This window comes from Acidovorax sp. GBBC 1281 (assembly GCF_028473645.1).
Taxonomy (GTDB): domain Bacteria; phylum Pseudomonadota; class Gammaproteobacteria; order Burkholderiales; family Burkholderiaceae_C; genus Paracidovorax.
Window position 1 is genome coordinate 220450 of record NZ_CP097269.1, and the last position, 14576, is coordinate 235025.

The 14576-nt window shown below is 67.1% G+C and carries 12 protein-coding genes and 2 pseudogenes; 7 read left to right on the forward strand and 7 right to left on the reverse strand.

What is annotated here, in order from left to right; all coding sequences use genetic code 11:
- The first annotated feature begins 3 nt into the window (after window positions 1-3).
- Together secF and M5C96_RS00950 are read left to right on the forward strand one after the other, a co-directional pair.
- The gene (gene secF / locus M5C96_RS00945) at window positions 4-957 is read left to right on the forward strand and encodes a protein translocase subunit SecF (protein WP_272566599.1); all 954 of its coding nucleotides are present in this window, start codon (window positions 4-6) and stop codon (window positions 955-957) included.
- 36 nt (window positions 958-993) lie between these two features.
- Window positions 994-3324, forward strand: coding sequence for a DUF1631 family protein (locus M5C96_RS00950; protein WP_272566601.1), 2331 nt, complete (start codon window positions 994-996; stop codon window positions 3322-3324).
- Between the two features lie 37 nt (window positions 3325-3361).
- On the opposite strand, the gene recX is transcribed toward M5C96_RS00950, so the two are convergent.
- Window positions 3362-3820 (reverse strand): recombination regulator RecX, encoded by a 459-nt coding sequence (gene recX, locus M5C96_RS00955; protein ID WP_272566602.1) that lies wholly within the window; start codon window positions 3818-3820, stop codon window positions 3362-3364.
- Between the two features lie 77 nt (window positions 3821-3897).
- A complete protein-coding gene (gene recA, locus M5C96_RS00960; RefSeq protein WP_272566604.1) occupies window positions 3898-4989 on the reverse strand; it encodes a recombinase RecA in 1092 nt (363 codons plus the stop codon).
- 140 nt (window positions 4990-5129) lie between these two features.
- Here recA and M5C96_RS00965 point away from each other — a divergent pair, with 140 nt between their 5' ends.
- The 4 genes from M5C96_RS00965 to M5C96_RS00980 all read left to right on the forward strand — a co-directional run bounded on the left by M5C96_RS00965 (window position 5130) and on the right by M5C96_RS00980 (window position 9761).
- Window positions 5130-5633 (forward strand): MarR family winged helix-turn-helix transcriptional regulator, encoded by a 504-nt coding sequence (locus tag M5C96_RS00965; RefSeq protein WP_272566605.1) that lies wholly within the window; start codon window positions 5130-5132, stop codon window positions 5631-5633.
- A 128-nt stretch (window positions 5634-5761) separates the two neighbouring features.
- Window positions 5762-7408 (forward strand): methyl-accepting chemotaxis protein, encoded by a 1647-nt coding sequence (locus tag M5C96_RS00970; protein WP_272566606.1) that lies wholly within the window; start codon window positions 5762-5764, stop codon window positions 7406-7408.
- Window positions 7409-7543: 135 nt separating this feature from the next.
- Window positions 7544-8218: a response regulator gene (locus M5C96_RS00975; protein WP_272566607.1), complete on the forward strand. Its 675-nt coding sequence runs from the start codon at window positions 7544-7546 to the stop codon at window positions 8216-8218.
- Between the two features lie 85 nt (window positions 8219-8303).
- Window positions 8304-9761 carry a sensor histidine kinase gene (locus M5C96_RS00980; RefSeq protein WP_272566608.1) on the forward strand — a complete coding sequence of 486 codons (1458 nt, stop codon included), beginning with the start codon at window positions 8304-8306 and terminating at the stop codon, window positions 9759-9761.
- 40 nt (window positions 9762-9801) lie between these two features.
- On the opposite strand, the gene M5C96_RS00985 is transcribed toward M5C96_RS00980, so the two are convergent.
- The 5 genes and pseudogenes from M5C96_RS00985 to M5C96_RS01005 all read right to left on the reverse strand — a co-directional run.
- Window positions 9802-10149, reverse strand: a complete 348-nt coding sequence (locus M5C96_RS00985) for a DUF4148 domain-containing protein (RefSeq protein ID WP_272566609.1) — start codon at window positions 10147-10149, stop codon at window positions 9802-9804.
- Between the two features lie 230 nt (window positions 10150-10379).
- Window positions 10380-10718, reverse strand: a complete 339-nt coding sequence (locus tag M5C96_RS00990) for a DUF4148 domain-containing protein (protein WP_272566610.1) — start codon at window positions 10716-10718, stop codon at window positions 10380-10382.
- A 470-nt stretch (window positions 10719-11188) separates the two neighbouring features.
- Window positions 11189-12040, reverse strand: a pseudogene (locus M5C96_RS00995) (IS5 family transposase); the annotation flags it as partial.
- The gene (locus tag M5C96_RS01000) at window positions 12037-13131 is read right to left on the reverse strand and encodes an IS630 family transposase (RefSeq protein ID WP_272563777.1); all 1095 of its coding nucleotides are present in this window, start codon (window positions 13129-13131) and stop codon (window positions 12037-12039) included. The gene M5C96_RS01000 and the pseudogene M5C96_RS00995, both read right to left, overlap by 4 nt.
- 67 nt (window positions 13132-13198) lie before the next feature.
- Window positions 13199-13300, reverse strand: a pseudogene (locus tag M5C96_RS01005) (IS5/IS1182 family transposase); the annotation flags it as partial.
- Window positions 13301-13438: 138 nt separating this feature from the next.
- Here M5C96_RS01005 and M5C96_RS01010 point away from each other — a divergent pair.
- A complete protein-coding gene (locus M5C96_RS01010) occupies window positions 13439-14524 on the forward strand; it encodes an IS5 family transposase (protein WP_272569564.1) in 1086 nt (361 codons plus the stop codon).
- Window positions 14525-14576: the final 52 nt, after the last annotated feature.

Sequence of the window (14576 nt, forward strand, 5' to 3'; positions counted from 1 at the left end):
ACCATGGAATTCTTCCGCATCCGAAAAGACATCCCGTTCATGAAGTACGCGTTGGTTCTCAACGCGATCTCTTTCATCACCTTCGCGCTGGCCGTGTTCTTCCTCATCACGCGGGGCCTGCACCTGTCGGTGGAGTTCACCGGCGGCACGGTCATGGAAGTGGCCTACACCCAGAGCGCCGACATCGGCAAGGTGCGCAGCACCGTGTCCGGGCTGGGCTATTCCGACGTGACCGTGCAGAACTTCGGCACCGCGCGCGACGTGATGATCCGCCTGCCGGTGCAAAAGGGCGTGACCTCCGCGCAGCAAAGCGAGCAGGTCCTGGGCGCCCTCAAGGCGGCCGACCCCGACGTCACGCTGCGCCGCACCGAGTTCGTGGGCCCGCAGGTGGGCGAGGAACTGGTGCACGGCGGCCTCATGGCGCTGGGCATGGTGGTGATCGGCATCGTGATCTACCTGGCGTTCCGCTTCGAGTGGAAGTTCGGCGTGGCGGCGGTGATCGCCAACCTGCACGACGTGGTGATCATCCTGGGCTTCTTCGCGTTCTTCCAGTGGGAGTTCTCGCTGGCGGTGCTGGCGGGGGTGCTGGCCGTGCTGGGCTACTCGGTGAACGAGTCGGTCGTGATCTTCGACCGGATCCGCGAGGCCTTCCGCAAGTACCGCAAGATGAGCACGCACGAGGTCATCGACCACGCGATCACCAGCACCATGAGCCGCACGATCATCACCCATGCCTCCACGGAGGCCGTGGTGCTGTCGATGTTCTTCTTCGGCGGCCCCAGCCTGCACTACTTCGCGCTGGCGCTGACCATCGGGATTCTGTTCGGCATCTATTCGTCGGTGTTCGTGGCCGCCGCCATCGCCATGTGGCTGGGCGTCAAGCGCGAAGACCTGGTGAAGGCGCCGCCCAAGAAGGACGGCGACCCGAACGATCCGAACGCCGGCGCAGCGGTCTGACCGCGACGCCCCGGGGCGCCCCATAATCGACGGCGTATGGAAGAACTCCGCCCCCCCACCGCGCCCCGGCGCCTGGCCCGCCTGGCCCGGCAGCGGTTCGTGGAGGGCCTGGTGGCGGGGCTGCCCGGCCTCGACAACGAACTGCAGGATTTCCTGACCCAGCTCATGGGCCTGACGGCCACGCAGCGCGAGATGCAGACGCGCCGCGACCTGTGGATGCGCTACCAGCAGCGCCACCAGGCCTGGATCGCCGGCTGCACCCGCGCCCTGTCCGAGGCCATGCTGCCCCTGGTCAGCACCACCCGGGGGGCGTTGCCTGCCGGGGGCGGGTTCGAACTGCTCAGCGACGACGTCGTCGAGAACCAGATCATCGCCTCGCGCATGGCTCTCACGGTGATGGAGCACACGGGCAACGCCTTCGACACCCTGCGGCAGTTCATTCAGCACCTGGAAGGCCAGGAGCTGGACGGCCGCGACATCCTGCGCCCCGAAACGGTCTGTCTGCTGTTCGTCGACCAGTGGGTGGAGGCCGGCATGGAGCGGGGCGACCTGCAGACCGCCATCGACCCCCTGCAGCGCCAGTTGGGCGAACTGGTCTTGCGCGAGTACCAGGCCGTCAACGCGTTCTGCACCGAGCAGGGCGTGAAGCCCGACAACGACCTGCGCTCCAAGGTGCGCCGCACGGCGGGAGGCTCGTCCTCCCCCGCGGGCCTGGCGTCGCAGGCCCTGCAGCAATCGGCCCAGGCCTTCGCCCGGGAGTCCGCCCAGGCGAGCATGCACGGCATGCCGTCCCAGGGAGGCATGCCGGCGCCCGGGCGCATGGGCGCGCAGGGAACGGCCTTCGGTGCCGGCATGCAGGCGTTCATGACGCCGCTGGCGCGCGCTCGCCAGCGGGCCCAGGGCGTGATGGGCCAGTTGCGCCGCCTGCTGGTGCAGCCCGCCACGGGCTTCGACATGGTGAACGCGCCGCCGGCCTCCGCCGCGCTGGCGCAGGCCCTGTCGGCCCACCGGGCGCAGGCGCAGACGTACTACAGCGGCGTGGCCACGCTGGTCGAGGACTACAGCCCGGCCGCCGTGGTGCAGCTGGTGGGCGCGGTGCGCGAGCGCTCCACCGAACTCAAGGCCAAGGCCTCCACCCCCGGCGAAAAGGCCATCATCGAGGTGGTGGCGCTGATGTTCCAGAGCATCCTGAGCGAAGACCGCATTCCGCCGGCCGTGCGCGTGTGGTTCGCGCGACTGCAGGTGCCGGTGCTGCGCGTGGCGCTGGCCGAGCCCGAATTCTTCAGCGACGTCGCCCACCCGGCGCGCCGCCTGATCGACCGCCTGGGCGGCGTGGTGATGGGGTTCGACGCCACCGCCATCAACGGCAGCGCGCTGGAGGGCGAGATCCGCCGCGTGGTGCAGGTGATCGAGCAGTACCCCGAAACCGGGCAGCGCGTGTTCCAGCTCGTCTATGACGAGTTCGAGAAATTCCTGGCCAAGTTCCTCACGGCCAAGCAGGCCACCTCCAAGCTCGTCAGCGTGGCGCAGCAGGTCGAGCAGCGCGAAACGCTGGCCATCCAGTACACGATCGAGCTGCGCACCATGCTGCGGGACATGCCGGTGCGCGAGGAGATCCGCGATTTCCTCTTCAAGACCTGGGCCGAGGTGCTGGCCATGTCGGCGGTGCGCGACGGCGCGCAGCACCCGGACACCGTCGCGCTCAAGCGCACCGCGGCCGACCTGGTCTGGGCCGCCAGCGCCAAGCCCCACCGGGCGGACCGCGCCAAGGTCATCCAGAGCCTGCCGCCGCTGCTGCAGCACCTGCGCCAGGGCCTGGCGCTGCTCGGCGTGAACGGGCCGGAGCAGGATGCGCAGGTGAAGGTGCTGACCGACACGCTGGCCGACGCCTTCCTGTCCAAGACGGCCTCCATCCCGCAGGCGCACATCGATGCGATGGCGCGCCGCCTGGCCAACCTGGAGGACTACATCAGCGATGCGACGCTGGGCGAAATGCCGCTCAACGCCGACAACATCGAACTGATGCTGGGCATCGATGCCTCGTCCATCCACGTGATCGCCGACAACGGCGCGCCCGTGGAGCCGGGCATGGTGGCCTGGGCGCAAGAGCTGCAGCCCGGCGCCTGGTTCACGCTGGACCACAACGGTGCCTCGGCCCAGGTGCAGTACGTGTGGCAAAGCCAGCGCAAGCAGCTGCACCTGTTCGCCGCGCCCGATGGCAGCAGCTACCTGCTGCAGCTCAAGCGCCTGGGCGCCTACCTGCAGTCCGGCCTGCTGGTGGCGCAGGAAGAGGAAGCGCTCACGATGCGGGCCACGCGCGACGCGCTGGCCAAGATCGACGCCAACCCGGAACGGCTGCTGGACTGAGCCGGCCGGCCTCGCGGGCCCGCCGGAATCACAGCCGTCAATCGCCTTCGTCGTCCCCGCCGCCCCGCACCACGCGGCGCACGATGTCGCCGGCAAAGCCCCGCGCGGCCATGAAGCGCATCTGGCGCGCGCGCTCCTGCGGTGTCTCGCCTGGGGCGCCGAAGCGCTGGCGCCACACGGCCTGTGCGCGCTCCAGCTCGGTGGCGCGAAGGCGCTCCGCGGTGGCGCGCACCAGGGCGTCGTCCAGCCCCTTGCCGCGCAGCTCCTGCACCAGGCGCTGCGTGCCCAGGCGGGCGGCGCGGCGGTTCACCACCGAATCGGCCACGCGCTGCGCGCTGATGAAATCCTTGGCCTGCAGGTCGTCGAGCACGGCGTTCAGGTCGTCGCCCTCCTGCACGTGGCGGGCGAGCTTGGTGGCCAGTTCGGCGCGGGAATGCTCGCGCTGTGCCAGCAGGCGCAGCGCCCGGCCCTTGAGCGAAAGCGTCGCAAATCCCATGGTGCTATGAAAGTGGAAGCATCCAGCGCCTGTCAATCAAGCGTTGGAGCCGGGCATGGCCTGCAATCGGCCAAGGCTTACTTGTCGGCCGCTTCCTTGGCGGGGGCTGCGGCGGGGGCTTCCAGGCTGGCGGGCAGCAGGGCGATGCCCAGGCTCTCGCGCACCTTGTTCTCGATCTCGCGGGCGAGGTCGGCGTTCTCGCGCAGGAACTCCCGCGAGTTGTCGCGGCCCTGGCCGATCTTTTCGCCGTTGTAGGCGTACCAGGCGCCGCTCTTTTCGATGATCTTCGCGTTCACGCCCATGTCGATGATCTCGCCCTCGCGGCTGATGCCTTCGCCGAACAGGATGTCGAACTCGGCCGTCTTGAACGGCGGGCTGACCTTGTTCTTCACGACCTTGACCTTGGTCTCGTTGCCCACGGCCTCGTCGCCCTTCTTGATCGTGCCGGTGCGGCGGATGTCCAGGCGCACCGAGGCGTAGAACTTGAGCGCGTTGCCGCCCGTGGTGGTTTCGGGGCTGCCGAACATCACGCCGATCTTCATGCGGATCTGGTTGATGAAGATGACCATGCAGTTGGTCTTCTTGATGGTGGCGGTGAGCTTGCGCAGCGCCTGGCTCATCAGGCGGGCCTGCAGGCCGGGCAGCGCATCGCCCATTTCGCCCTCGATTTCGGCCTTGGGGGTGAGCGCGGCGACCGAGTCGATCACGATCAGGTCCACGGCGCCCGAGCGCACGAGGCTGTCCACGATCTCCAGGGCCTGCTCGCCGGTGTCGGGCTGGCTGATCAGCAGATCGGACAGCTGCACGCCGAGCTTTTGGGCGTATTGCACGTCGAGCGCGTGCTCGGCATCGACGAAGGCGCACTGGCCGCCCTGCTTTTGCATCTCGGCGATCACCTGCAGCGTGAGCGTGGTCTTGCCGGACGATTCCGGGCCGTAGATCTCGACCACGCGGCCGCGGGGCAGGCCGCCCACGCCCAGCGCGATGTCCAGGCCCAGCGAGCCGGTGGAGACGACCTGGATGTCCTCGATCACCTCGCCTTCGCCCAGGCGCATGATCGTGCCCTTGCCGAACTGCTTCTCGATCTGGGCCAGCGCGGCCTGGAGGGCCTTGGCCTTTTCGGTGTTGACGGGCTGGGCGGGGTGGGTCCCCTTGACGGCGAAGTCCATGGAAAGTCCTTGAAAAACAATGGGTTGGGGTGTCTCTGTCCGGCTGTGGGTAGTCACAGGCTGGATGCTTGAACAGTAGTTTATGCGAGCTGTCTCGGCGCGTAAACGGTGTTTTAAGTCAGTTTCCCTGACAATGTGCCATGGCCGAAACCCCACCCTTTCCACCCCTCGACGACGGCTGGCGCCAGACCCACCTGGGCCGCCTGCTCGGGCATGCCATGCGCCGGTTCGATGCCCGGGTGCTCGAACTCATGGCCCACAACGTGGAAGTGCCGCTGGCGCTTTCCAACCTCGCCGCGCGCGATCAGGTGAGCGCGGCGCACGTCCACATCACGCGCCACCTTTCGCTGGATGGCGACCGGCTGACCGATCTGGCGCAGCGGGCCGGCATGACGAAGCAGTCCATGGCCGATCTGGTGGACCAGTGCGCTGCCTGGGGCCTGGTGGTTCGGGAACCGGACCCACGCGATGCCCGGGCGCGCCGCGTGTGCTTCACCGCTGCGGGACTGGCGTGGCTGCAGGCGTTCCGCGATGCGGTGGCCCAGGCGGAGGCGGAGTTCCGCATGGCGGTGGGTGACGAGGTCGCCACGGTGGTTGCGATCGGGCTGGAAGCGTACGCGGGGGGTGACGGGCTGTCGGCTTGAAAGCTGCAAAAATGATACGTGCGGCATCTCATTTTTGTCATTTTTTGCGTCGCGGAGCTGGTTTTTAAGCCTGTTCTAAGGTGTCTAAATGTTAATCGAGATACCAAACGCAATAGGTGGTCCTTATCATGAACTTGCACAACCTCCGCATCGGCGCCAAGCTGGCGCTCGCCTTCAGCATCACCACGCTGATCACCGTCGCCCTTGCCTGGATGGCCTGGGGCCAGATGCTTCGCATCAACGCCAGTGCCGAAGACCTGGCCACCAACTGGCTTCCCAGCATCGAGGCCATCGCCAATGTGCGCATCGCCGCCAACCGGCTGCGGCGCACAGAGAGCGAGGCCTTCCTGCCGACGGACCAGGGCAACCTGAACAAGCTCAAGGAAGAACTCAAGGTGCGGCGCCAGCAGCTGGTGGAGGCCGAGGCCGTGTATGCACCGCTGGTCAATCCGGGCGAAGAGCGCAAGGGCTACGAGGCCTACCAGGCCCAGCGCGACCAGTACCTCGCGGTGCAGCGCCGCATGCTGGACCAGCCACTGCAGGCGCATGACGAGACCCTGCGGATCTTCTTCACCGATTCGGAAAAGAGCTTCGATGCCCTGGCCGCCACGCTGGGCGAACTGGCCCGCGTGAATCGCCGCGGCGGTGACTCTGCGCACGACGATGCGGTGGCCACGTTCCACCGTGCGCAGGCCACGCTGCTGGCCCTGCTGATCGCTGCGGTGGCGATCGCCTCGGTGCTGGCCTGGTGGATCACGCGGCACATCACGCGGCCGCTGGCCTCGGCCGTCGGAGTGGCGCGGGGCGTGGCCGCTGGCGACCTGACGATGGACATCCCCGTGCACGGCAAGGACGAATCCGCGCAGCTGATGCAGGCCCTGAGCGACATGCGCGCCAGCCTGGCTAGCGTGGTCGGTGCCGTCCACGGCAGCGCCGAGGGCGTGGCCACGGCCAGCTCGCAGATCGAGCAGGGCAACCAGGACCTGTCGGCCCGCACCGAACAACAGGCCTCGGCCCTGGAAGAGACCGCCGCGTCCATGGAGGAGCTGAGCTCCACCGTGCGCCAGAACGCCGACGGCGCCCAAAAGGCCAGCCAGCTGGCGGCGGACGCGTCCACGGTGGCGCAGCGCAGCGGCGACGCGGTGGAGGTGATGGTGGAGACGATGAAGAGCATCGACGCCGCCTCCCAGCGCATCGCCGACATCATCGGCGTGGTGGACGGCATCGCGTTCCAGACCAACATCCTGGCGCTCAACGCAGCGGTGGAAGCCGCCCGCGCCGGCGAACAGGGCCGCGGCTTCGCGGTGGTGGCCTCCGAGGTGCGCACGCTGGCCCAGCGCAGCGCCGATGCGGCCAAGGAGATCAAGGGCCTGATCGCCACGAGCGTGGAGCGCGTCGGCGAGGGCTCGGCGCAGGCCAACCGCGCGGGCGACACGATGAAGGAAGTGGTGCAGTCCATCCAGCGCGTCGCCACCATCGTGGCGGAGATGAGCATCGCCACGCGCGAGCAGAGCGAAGGCATCGGCCAGGTGGGCGAGGCCGTGGCGCAGATGGACCAGGTCACGCAGCAGAACGCCGCGCTGGTCGAGGAAAGCGCGGCGGCGGCATCGAGCCTGAAGTCGCAGGCCGAGCAACTGGTCGATGCGGTGTCGGTCTTCAAGATCGACGGGGCGCATACGGCGGCCGCGTCTTCGGTAGCGGCCCGCGCGCGGTCGGTGCCGCAGCCGGCTGGGCGCCTCGCCGCCCACGGCCGCACGCTGCCCCTGCCGGCATAGAACCACCTGCGCGGGGAGGGCGCGGCGCGGGATTTCCCCCACGCGCTCCCCCCGCCGCCTGGCGGAATGGGCCTCTAGAATCGGTCTCCAACGCAGCGGCCACGCCACCGGCCGCGCTCCCAGGAGACAACCCCCATGCGCATCCTCATTGCCGAAGACGACCAGGTGCTGGCCGACGGGCTGCTGCGCACCCTGCGCGGCTCCGGCGCAGCGGTCGATCACGTGTCCAGCGGCAGCGAAGCCGATGCGGCCCTGATGACCAACCACGCGTTCGACCTGCTGATCCTGGACCTGGGCCTGCCGCGCGTGCACGGGCTGGAGGTGCTCAAGCGCCTGCGCGGACGGGGCTCGGCCCTGCCGGTGCTGATCCTCACTGCCGCGGACAGCGTGGAAGAGCGCGTGAAGGGCCTGGATTTCGGGGCTGACGACTACATGGCCAAGCCCTTCAGCCTGCAGGAACTCGAAGCGCGCGTGCGCGCCCTCACGCGGCGCGGCATGGGCGGCACCACCAGCGCCATCCGCCACGGCCCGCTGGTGTACGACCAGGCCGGCCGCATGGCCACCATCGACGGCAAGCTGGTGGAGCTGTCGGCGCGCGAACTGGGTCTGCTGGAGGTGCTGCTGCAGCGCGCCGGCCGGCTGGTGTCCAAGGAGCAACTGGTCGAGCGCCTGTGCGAGTGGGGCGAAGAGGTGAGCAACAACGCCATCGAGGTGTACATCCACCGCCTGCGCAAGAAGATCGAGCGCGGCCCGATCCGCATCGCCACGGTGCGTGGCCTGGGCTACTGCCTTGAGAAGATCGCCACCTGAATGCTATTGATTTAATAGCGGTATGCCCTAGTGATGATTGCGCTGACGGCCCTTTTGGCTTGAATTCCCCCACCGGCGCCCCGTCTTGAAAATCTTCCAGCGCGAGCAGCGCTCCCTCTTCGGCGAGATCCTGGACTGGATGCTCACGCCGCTCCTGCTGCTGTGGCCCGTGAGCCTGGCGCTTACCTGGCTGGTGGCGCAGGGCCTGGCCAACAAGCCCTTCGACCGCGCGCTGGAGTACAACGCCCACGCCCTGGCGCAACTGGTCACGGTGCAGGGCGACAAGGCGCAGTTCAACCTGCCGCAGCCGGCCAGCGAAATCCTGCGTGCCGACGAATCCGACATCGTTTACTACCAGGTGGTCTCGCCCACGGGCGAGTTCCTTTCCGGCGAACGCGACCTGCCGCGCCCGCCCGCACCCGAGGACGAGCGCCCGCTCTCGGGCGAGGTGCGCCTGCGCGATGCCGAGCTGCGCGGCATCGAGATCCGCGTGGCGTCCATCTGGGTGCGGGTGCCGTTGCCCGGCGCGCCGGCCGCGCTGGTGCAGGTGGCCGAAACGCGCGAAAAGCGCAGCGTGCTGGCCACGGAAATCATCAAGGGCGTGATGCTGCCGCAGTTCGTGATTCTGCCGCTGGCCGTGCTGCTGGTGTGGCTGGCCCTGGCGCGCGGCATCCAGCCCTTGAGCCTGCTGGAGGAGCGTATCCGCGCCCGCAAGCCTGACGACCTTTCGCCGCTCGACCACAAGGCGGTGCCGCTGGAGGTGGCGCCGCTGGTGGATTCGGTGAACGACCTGCTGGGCCGGCTCAGCGACTCGCTGGCTACGCAAAAGCGCTTTCTGGCCGATGCGGCCCACCAGCTCAAGACGCCGCTGGCCGGGCTGCGCATGCAAGCCGACTTGGCGCAGCGCGAAGGCACCAGCACCGAGGAATTGAAGCGATCGCTGCAGCAGATCGGCCGCTCCAGCATCCGCGCCACGCACACGGTGAACCAGCTGCTGGCCCTGGCCCGCGCGGAAGGCAGCGGAACGGCCCTGGCGCGCCAGCCGGTGGACCTGGCGCGGCTGGTGATCGAGGTGGTGCGCGACTGTGTGCCGCGCGCCCTGGACAAGCACATCGACCTGGGGTATGAGGGCGCCGAGCCCGGTGCGCCCGGCGTGTGGATGGAGGGCAATCCCACGCTGCTCAAGGAGCTGGCGCGCAACCTGCTGGACAACGCGATCAACTACACGCCCTCGGGGCCCGGGGCGCCGGGCGTCATCACCGCGCGGGTGCTGGCCGACACTTTCGGCCACGTGCTGCTGCTGCAGGTCGAAGATTCCGGCCCCGGCGTGCCGCTGGCCGAGCGCGAGCTGGTGTTCCGCCCGTTCTACCGCGTGCTGGGCAACGACGCGGACGGCTCGGGCCTGGGCCTGCCGATCGTGCTGGAGATCGCGCGCCAGCACAGCGCCACCGTGCAGCTGGAAGACGCGCACCCCGGCCAGGTGCCGCCGGGCGCCCGGTTCAGCGTGCAGTTTCCGGCCCATCCGCCGCTACCGGCGGCCTGACCGGCCGCGCGCCGCGGCGTGCCGGTGGCGCAATGCCCGTTCAGTGGCTGGTCTCGCTGGCCGCGGCGCCGGCCACCGGCTGGGCGCCCTGGGCGCGGCGCAGTTCGGCCTGGAAGGCGCTGCCGCTGCGCAGGCGCTGGTATTCGGCCAGGCGCTGCGGGCTGGCTTCGTCCACCGCTTCGGAGCGGTCGCCCTCATTGGCCTGGCCCAGTCCGGCGCGCTGCCACAGGCGGGTGTCGGCCCCCACGGCGGCACGGGTGAGCGTGCTCCGCGTGGCCACGGGCTCGTCGCCGAAACGGTCTTCCTGCGATGGCGCGGCGTGGGCGGCGGACACGGTGGCGCCGGCGAAGGCGATGGTGGCAATGGCGATCAGGTGCTGGGTGTTCATGGTATGCGTTCCTTGGGCTTGAAAACAGGGTTGACAAAGGGCAGTGCGGGGTGCCTGCCTGACTGCCAGTTTCGGTGTTTCGCCGGGTCGGGTATGTGCGTAAACGCACAGCGGGAACGCATTGGTCCAGCGCGGGATGAAAAGCGCCGTCCATGAAAAAAGCCCCGGTGCTTCGCGCACGGGGGCTCGGGGGTGTGGCGCGCCGTGGGCGCGCCGGGATGCGCGGGGCATCAGTTCATCGTGGTGCTGGAGGCCATGCCGGCGACGTTGTGGCCGCCGCCGACGCGCTGGACTTCGGCCAGGTACTCGGGGCCGCTGCGTTCGCGCTGGTACTGGGCCAGACGCATCTGGTAGGCGGGATCGGCATCGGGCGTGCGGTCGGCGGCTTCGAACTGGTTCAGGCCGGCGCGGTTCCACAGGTTCAGGTCGGCCACGACTTCAGCGCGGGTCAGTGGCTGGCCTTGCTCGACGGGCTGGGCGCCGAACTGGTCTTCCTGCGACACGGGGGCGGCGGATGCGGCACCGGCAAAGGCGATGGCGGCGATGGCGATGAGGTGTTTGCGGTTCATGGTAGTGATTCCTTCCTTGGGATCGATTCAACTGGACTGCAGCGCCGGATTGCGTCTGCATGGAAGCCAGTTTGCTCCGCCGGACCCGCCAGGTCTGTGCGAAAACGCACAGTTTTGTGTAGGTCTGTCGCCTACCAGCCCGTGCGCCCAGGGCCGCCGCCGCGTCCGACAGGGCCACGCTTCCGAGGGAAAAATGCCGCACTGCAACATCGCGTTACGGGGGTGGCTGGATCGGGCGCCATGCGCCGAAAAACGTCTTGAAACGCCTGGGAGCGCGACGAGGCGGCACTAGGGGAGAGAGGGTAGGAAGGTGGCTCGCAAAGAGGCGCGGCGTGCCCAAGCGCGCATCCATTCAGCACGCCCGCCCCTTATCCGTGAGACAAAATGTCCAGTGCTATATACCACTGGTTTGCGATGGCGCTGTTGCACAAATCGAATTGCAGACGGCATGACCCCAACCCCAGACGGACCTATGCCACAGCAGTCACCGACACGGTGTGAGGACGGCCGATCTGACTGAACCGATTGAGCAAGGCCACGCGGACATGCAGCTCCACAACCTGGCGGTCGAACGTGCGCGCGATCACCCGTTCGCCCAGTCGCTTGAAGCAGTGCATCTTCGTCTCCACAAGGCTGCGCCGGTGGTAGCCGCTCCACTTCTTCCAAATGCCGCGACCCAGGCGCTGGCACGCCCGAATGGCCTCATTACGATGCGCCGAGCCCGGACTCGACTTCTTCCAATGGCTGGCGTTCTTGCGGGGCGGGATCACCGCCATCGCGTGCCGCTCGGCAATGGCGTCCAGGCAGGCGCGCGTGTCGTAGGCGCCATCGGCACTGACGCTTTCGATGGATTCGTCAGTGGGAATCTGAGCCAGCAACCCGGGCAACATCGGCGCATCCCCAATGGCGTTGCTGGTCACCTCGATGGCGCGTATTTCCAGCGTCTGCGCGTCGATGCCCAGATGGACCTTGCGCCATTCGCGCCGGTATTCAGCACCATGCTTCTTGCGTTTCCACTCTCCTTCGCCCAGGAACTTGATGCCGGTGCTGTCCACCAGCAACTGCAGCGGCGAGTTGGTTCGCTGGTAGCTCAGTTCGACCTGCAAGGTCTTTTGGCGCCGGCAAACAGTGCTGAAGTCAGGTACCGGCCAGTCCAGCTTTGCCAGCCGCAGCAGGCTCTGCACCATGCCCAGCGCCTGTCGCAAGGGCTGGCCGAACAGGCACTTGATGCTCAGGCAGAACTGGATTGCTGCGTCCGAGAAGGTTCGGCTGCGTCCACGCCTGCCGGTCGGCGTGCCAAACCACTGCATGCCCTCATCTAGTGTCCTGTCCCGTTAATTCGCCCGCATAGTCTGGCGAGTTTTTCGAGGATGGAGTCTGCTGTAGCTGTCCAAGTAAACGGCTGGCAGGACTGGTTGTAATTCGCGATGAATGTGTCGATCTTGTTGATCAGATCCTTCACGCTGGTGAACGAGCCACGGCGGATTGCCCGCGTGGTGATGATCGAGAAGAAGCGCTCGACCTGATTGAGCCAGCTTGAATAGGTCGGAACGAAGTGCATGTGCCAGCGAGGCCGCTCGGCCAACCAAGCGCGCACCTTTGGATGCTTGTGGCTGGCGTAGTTATCAGCTATGCAGTGCACATCCAGTTCGTCGGGCACTGCCTTGTCGATGGCGCGCAGGAAGGCAAGGAACTCTTGATGACGATGCCGGGGCCGGCACTGCGCGATCACTTGGCCATTCATCACGTTCAGGGCCGCGAACAAGGTGGTGGTGCCGTGGCGCACGTAGTCGTGCGTGACACCTTCGACATAGCCAAACCCCATTGGCAGCATCGGCTGCGTACGCTCCAAAGCTTGGCATTGGCTCTTCTCGTCCACGCACAGCACCAGCGCGTTGTCAGGTGGGTTCAGGTACAGCCCCACAACGTCGCGCAGCTTCTCGATGAACAGCGGATCGGTCGACAGCTTGAAGCTGTCGGCCCGGTGCGGCTTGAGGTTGAAGGTCTGCAGATAGCGCGCCACCGTGCTCTTGCTGATGCCCGTATCGGCGGCCAGCGTGCGGGTGCTCCAGTGGGTACCCCCATCAGCAGGCTTGGTGTGCAACGTCTTGGTAATCAACTCAGCAACACGCTCGTCATCTACCGTGCGGGGGCGACCCGGGCGCAACTCGTCGTAAAGCCCTGCAATGCGATGGCGCGCATAGCGCCCGCGCCACTTGGTGACAGTGCTACGACTGATCCCCAGAGCCTGCGCAACCGCGGTGCTGGCTTTATCTGTGCCTTCGCAAGTCAGCACGATGCGCGCCCTGAGCGACAACGCCGCTGGCAGCGAACGTGATCGCGCCATGGACGTCAGTTCCGCGCGCTCCACTTCACTAAGCGCAATTTCTGTTCGGGTCGTTGCATTGGGCATGGCGGCACCTCAAGGATGGCCCGAAACCATGCAGCTATCGTGCCTGCGAATTAACGGGACAGGACACTAGCCACATCGTCAACGAGCCTCGCGCTTTCAGCGCCGCGTTGTACGCCTTCCAGTTCGTCGTGCGGTACTTGCTCCGCTGCCTGTTCTTCGTCTCTGTCACGCAGTCAGTCTACGGGCATCAGCATCGCGATTTGTGCAACAAAGCCGGTTCCCTATCGTCTTCATTGTGTTCAGGGAACCTCTCAAAACCCATCCGGTCCCTTGTTGATCGAGAATGCGTGCTCCATCCTTTGCCATGATCACTCCCCGTAGCGCCCTGAAGTTCGACCTGTTCGCTGAGGCCTCGCGCCAACACAAGAGAGATGAGGTGGGCGATCCGCTGCAGGTGATCGCGCGGCACATCGACTTCGCAGAACTGGCCCGGCTGGTGGATGCCTTGATCGAACGCGGGGGTGGCCGCCGGGGCGGTCGGCCCGCCTACCCCACCGAGGTGATGGTGCGCATCCTGGTGTTGAAGCGGCTGTACAACCTGTCCGATGAGCAGATGGAGTATCAGTTGCTGGACCGGGGGAGCTACCAGCGGTTTTGCCTGTTGCAGGATGCGATGAACGTGCCGGACCGCAACACGATCTGGCGCTTTGGCGAGCGCCTTGGCGTGGGCGGGGCAACGGCCTTGTTCCAGGGGGTGGATGCCCAACTGCAGCGCCACGGCTACATCGCCCGGGGCGGGCAGGCCATTGATGCCACGCTGGTGCCCGCGCCCCGACAGCACATCGGCCAGCAGGAGCGGCGAACGCTGGCACAAGGCGGGCAGCCGGACTGGAGCCAAGCGCGACGCAGGCAAAAGGATGTGGAGGCCACGCACACGAAGAAGCACGGCAAAAGCCACTTCGGCTACAAGCTCAGCGTGAGCGTGGACCTCAAGCACGGCTTCATCCGCCGCCTCGCCACGGGCACGGCCAGCGAGCACGACGGGCACCACTTCGATGAGGTGCTGGACATGCACAACACCGGGCGGGCAGTGCATGCGGACAAAGCCTACCCGAGCCGCCAAAGGTGCCAGATGCTGAAAGTGCTGGGATTCGTGGATGCGATGCAGCGCCGTGCGCAGGCGGGCCGACCACAGAGCGAATGCCAGAAGGGGCGCAACCAGCGCATCGCAAAGAAACGAGCCAAGGTGGAGCACGTGTTCGCCGGTATCCGCCACCTGGGGGGCAAGTTCGTGCGCACCATCGGACAGGCGCGCGCCACGGTGGGGATGACGATGATGGCCGCCTGCTACAACATGAAGCGACTGGCCTGGTTCCTGCATCGGGGCGTGGATGCTTTCTTCAAGCCCGCCACTGGCAAGGCACAAGTGCGCCTGCAAACGGTGAAAGCCTGAGCCACCGGGCCTGCAAGGCCCCTCATGCACCCAGGCGCAGACCGTTGCTGGG

Coding starts and splice junctions, on each gene's coding strand:
- secF (WP_272566599.1), top strand. CDS start 4: ATGGAATTCTTCCGCATCCGAAAAGACATCCCGTTCATGAAGTACGCG.
- M5C96_RS00950 (WP_272566601.1), top strand. CDS start 994: ATGGAAGAACTCCGCCCCCCCACCGCGCCCCGGCGCCTGGCCCGCCTG.
- recX (WP_272566602.1), bottom strand. CDS start 3,820: ATGGGATTTGCGACGCTTTCGCTCAAGGGCCGGGCGCTGCGCCTGCTG.
- recA (WP_272566604.1), bottom strand. CDS start 4,989: ATGGACTTCGCCGTCAAGGGGACCCACCCCGCCCAGCCCGTCAACACC.
- M5C96_RS00965 (WP_272566605.1), top strand. CDS start 5,130: ATGGCCGAAACCCCACCCTTTCCACCCCTCGACGACGGCTGGCGCCAG.
- M5C96_RS00970 (WP_272566606.1), top strand. CDS start 5,762: ATGAACTTGCACAACCTCCGCATCGGCGCCAAGCTGGCGCTCGCCTTC.
- M5C96_RS00975 (WP_272566607.1), top strand. CDS start 7,544: ATGCGCATCCTCATTGCCGAAGACGACCAGGTGCTGGCCGACGGGCTG.
- M5C96_RS00985 (WP_272566609.1), bottom strand. CDS start 10,149: ATGAACACCCAGCACCTGATCGCCATTGCCACCATCGCCTTCGCCGGC.
- M5C96_RS00990 (WP_272566610.1), bottom strand. CDS start 10,718: ATGAACCGCAAACACCTCATCGCCATCGCCGCCATCGCCTTTGCCGGT.
- M5C96_RS01000 (WP_272563777.1), bottom strand. CDS start 13,131: ATGCCCAATGCAACGACCCGAACAGAAATTGCGCTTAGTGAAGTGGAG.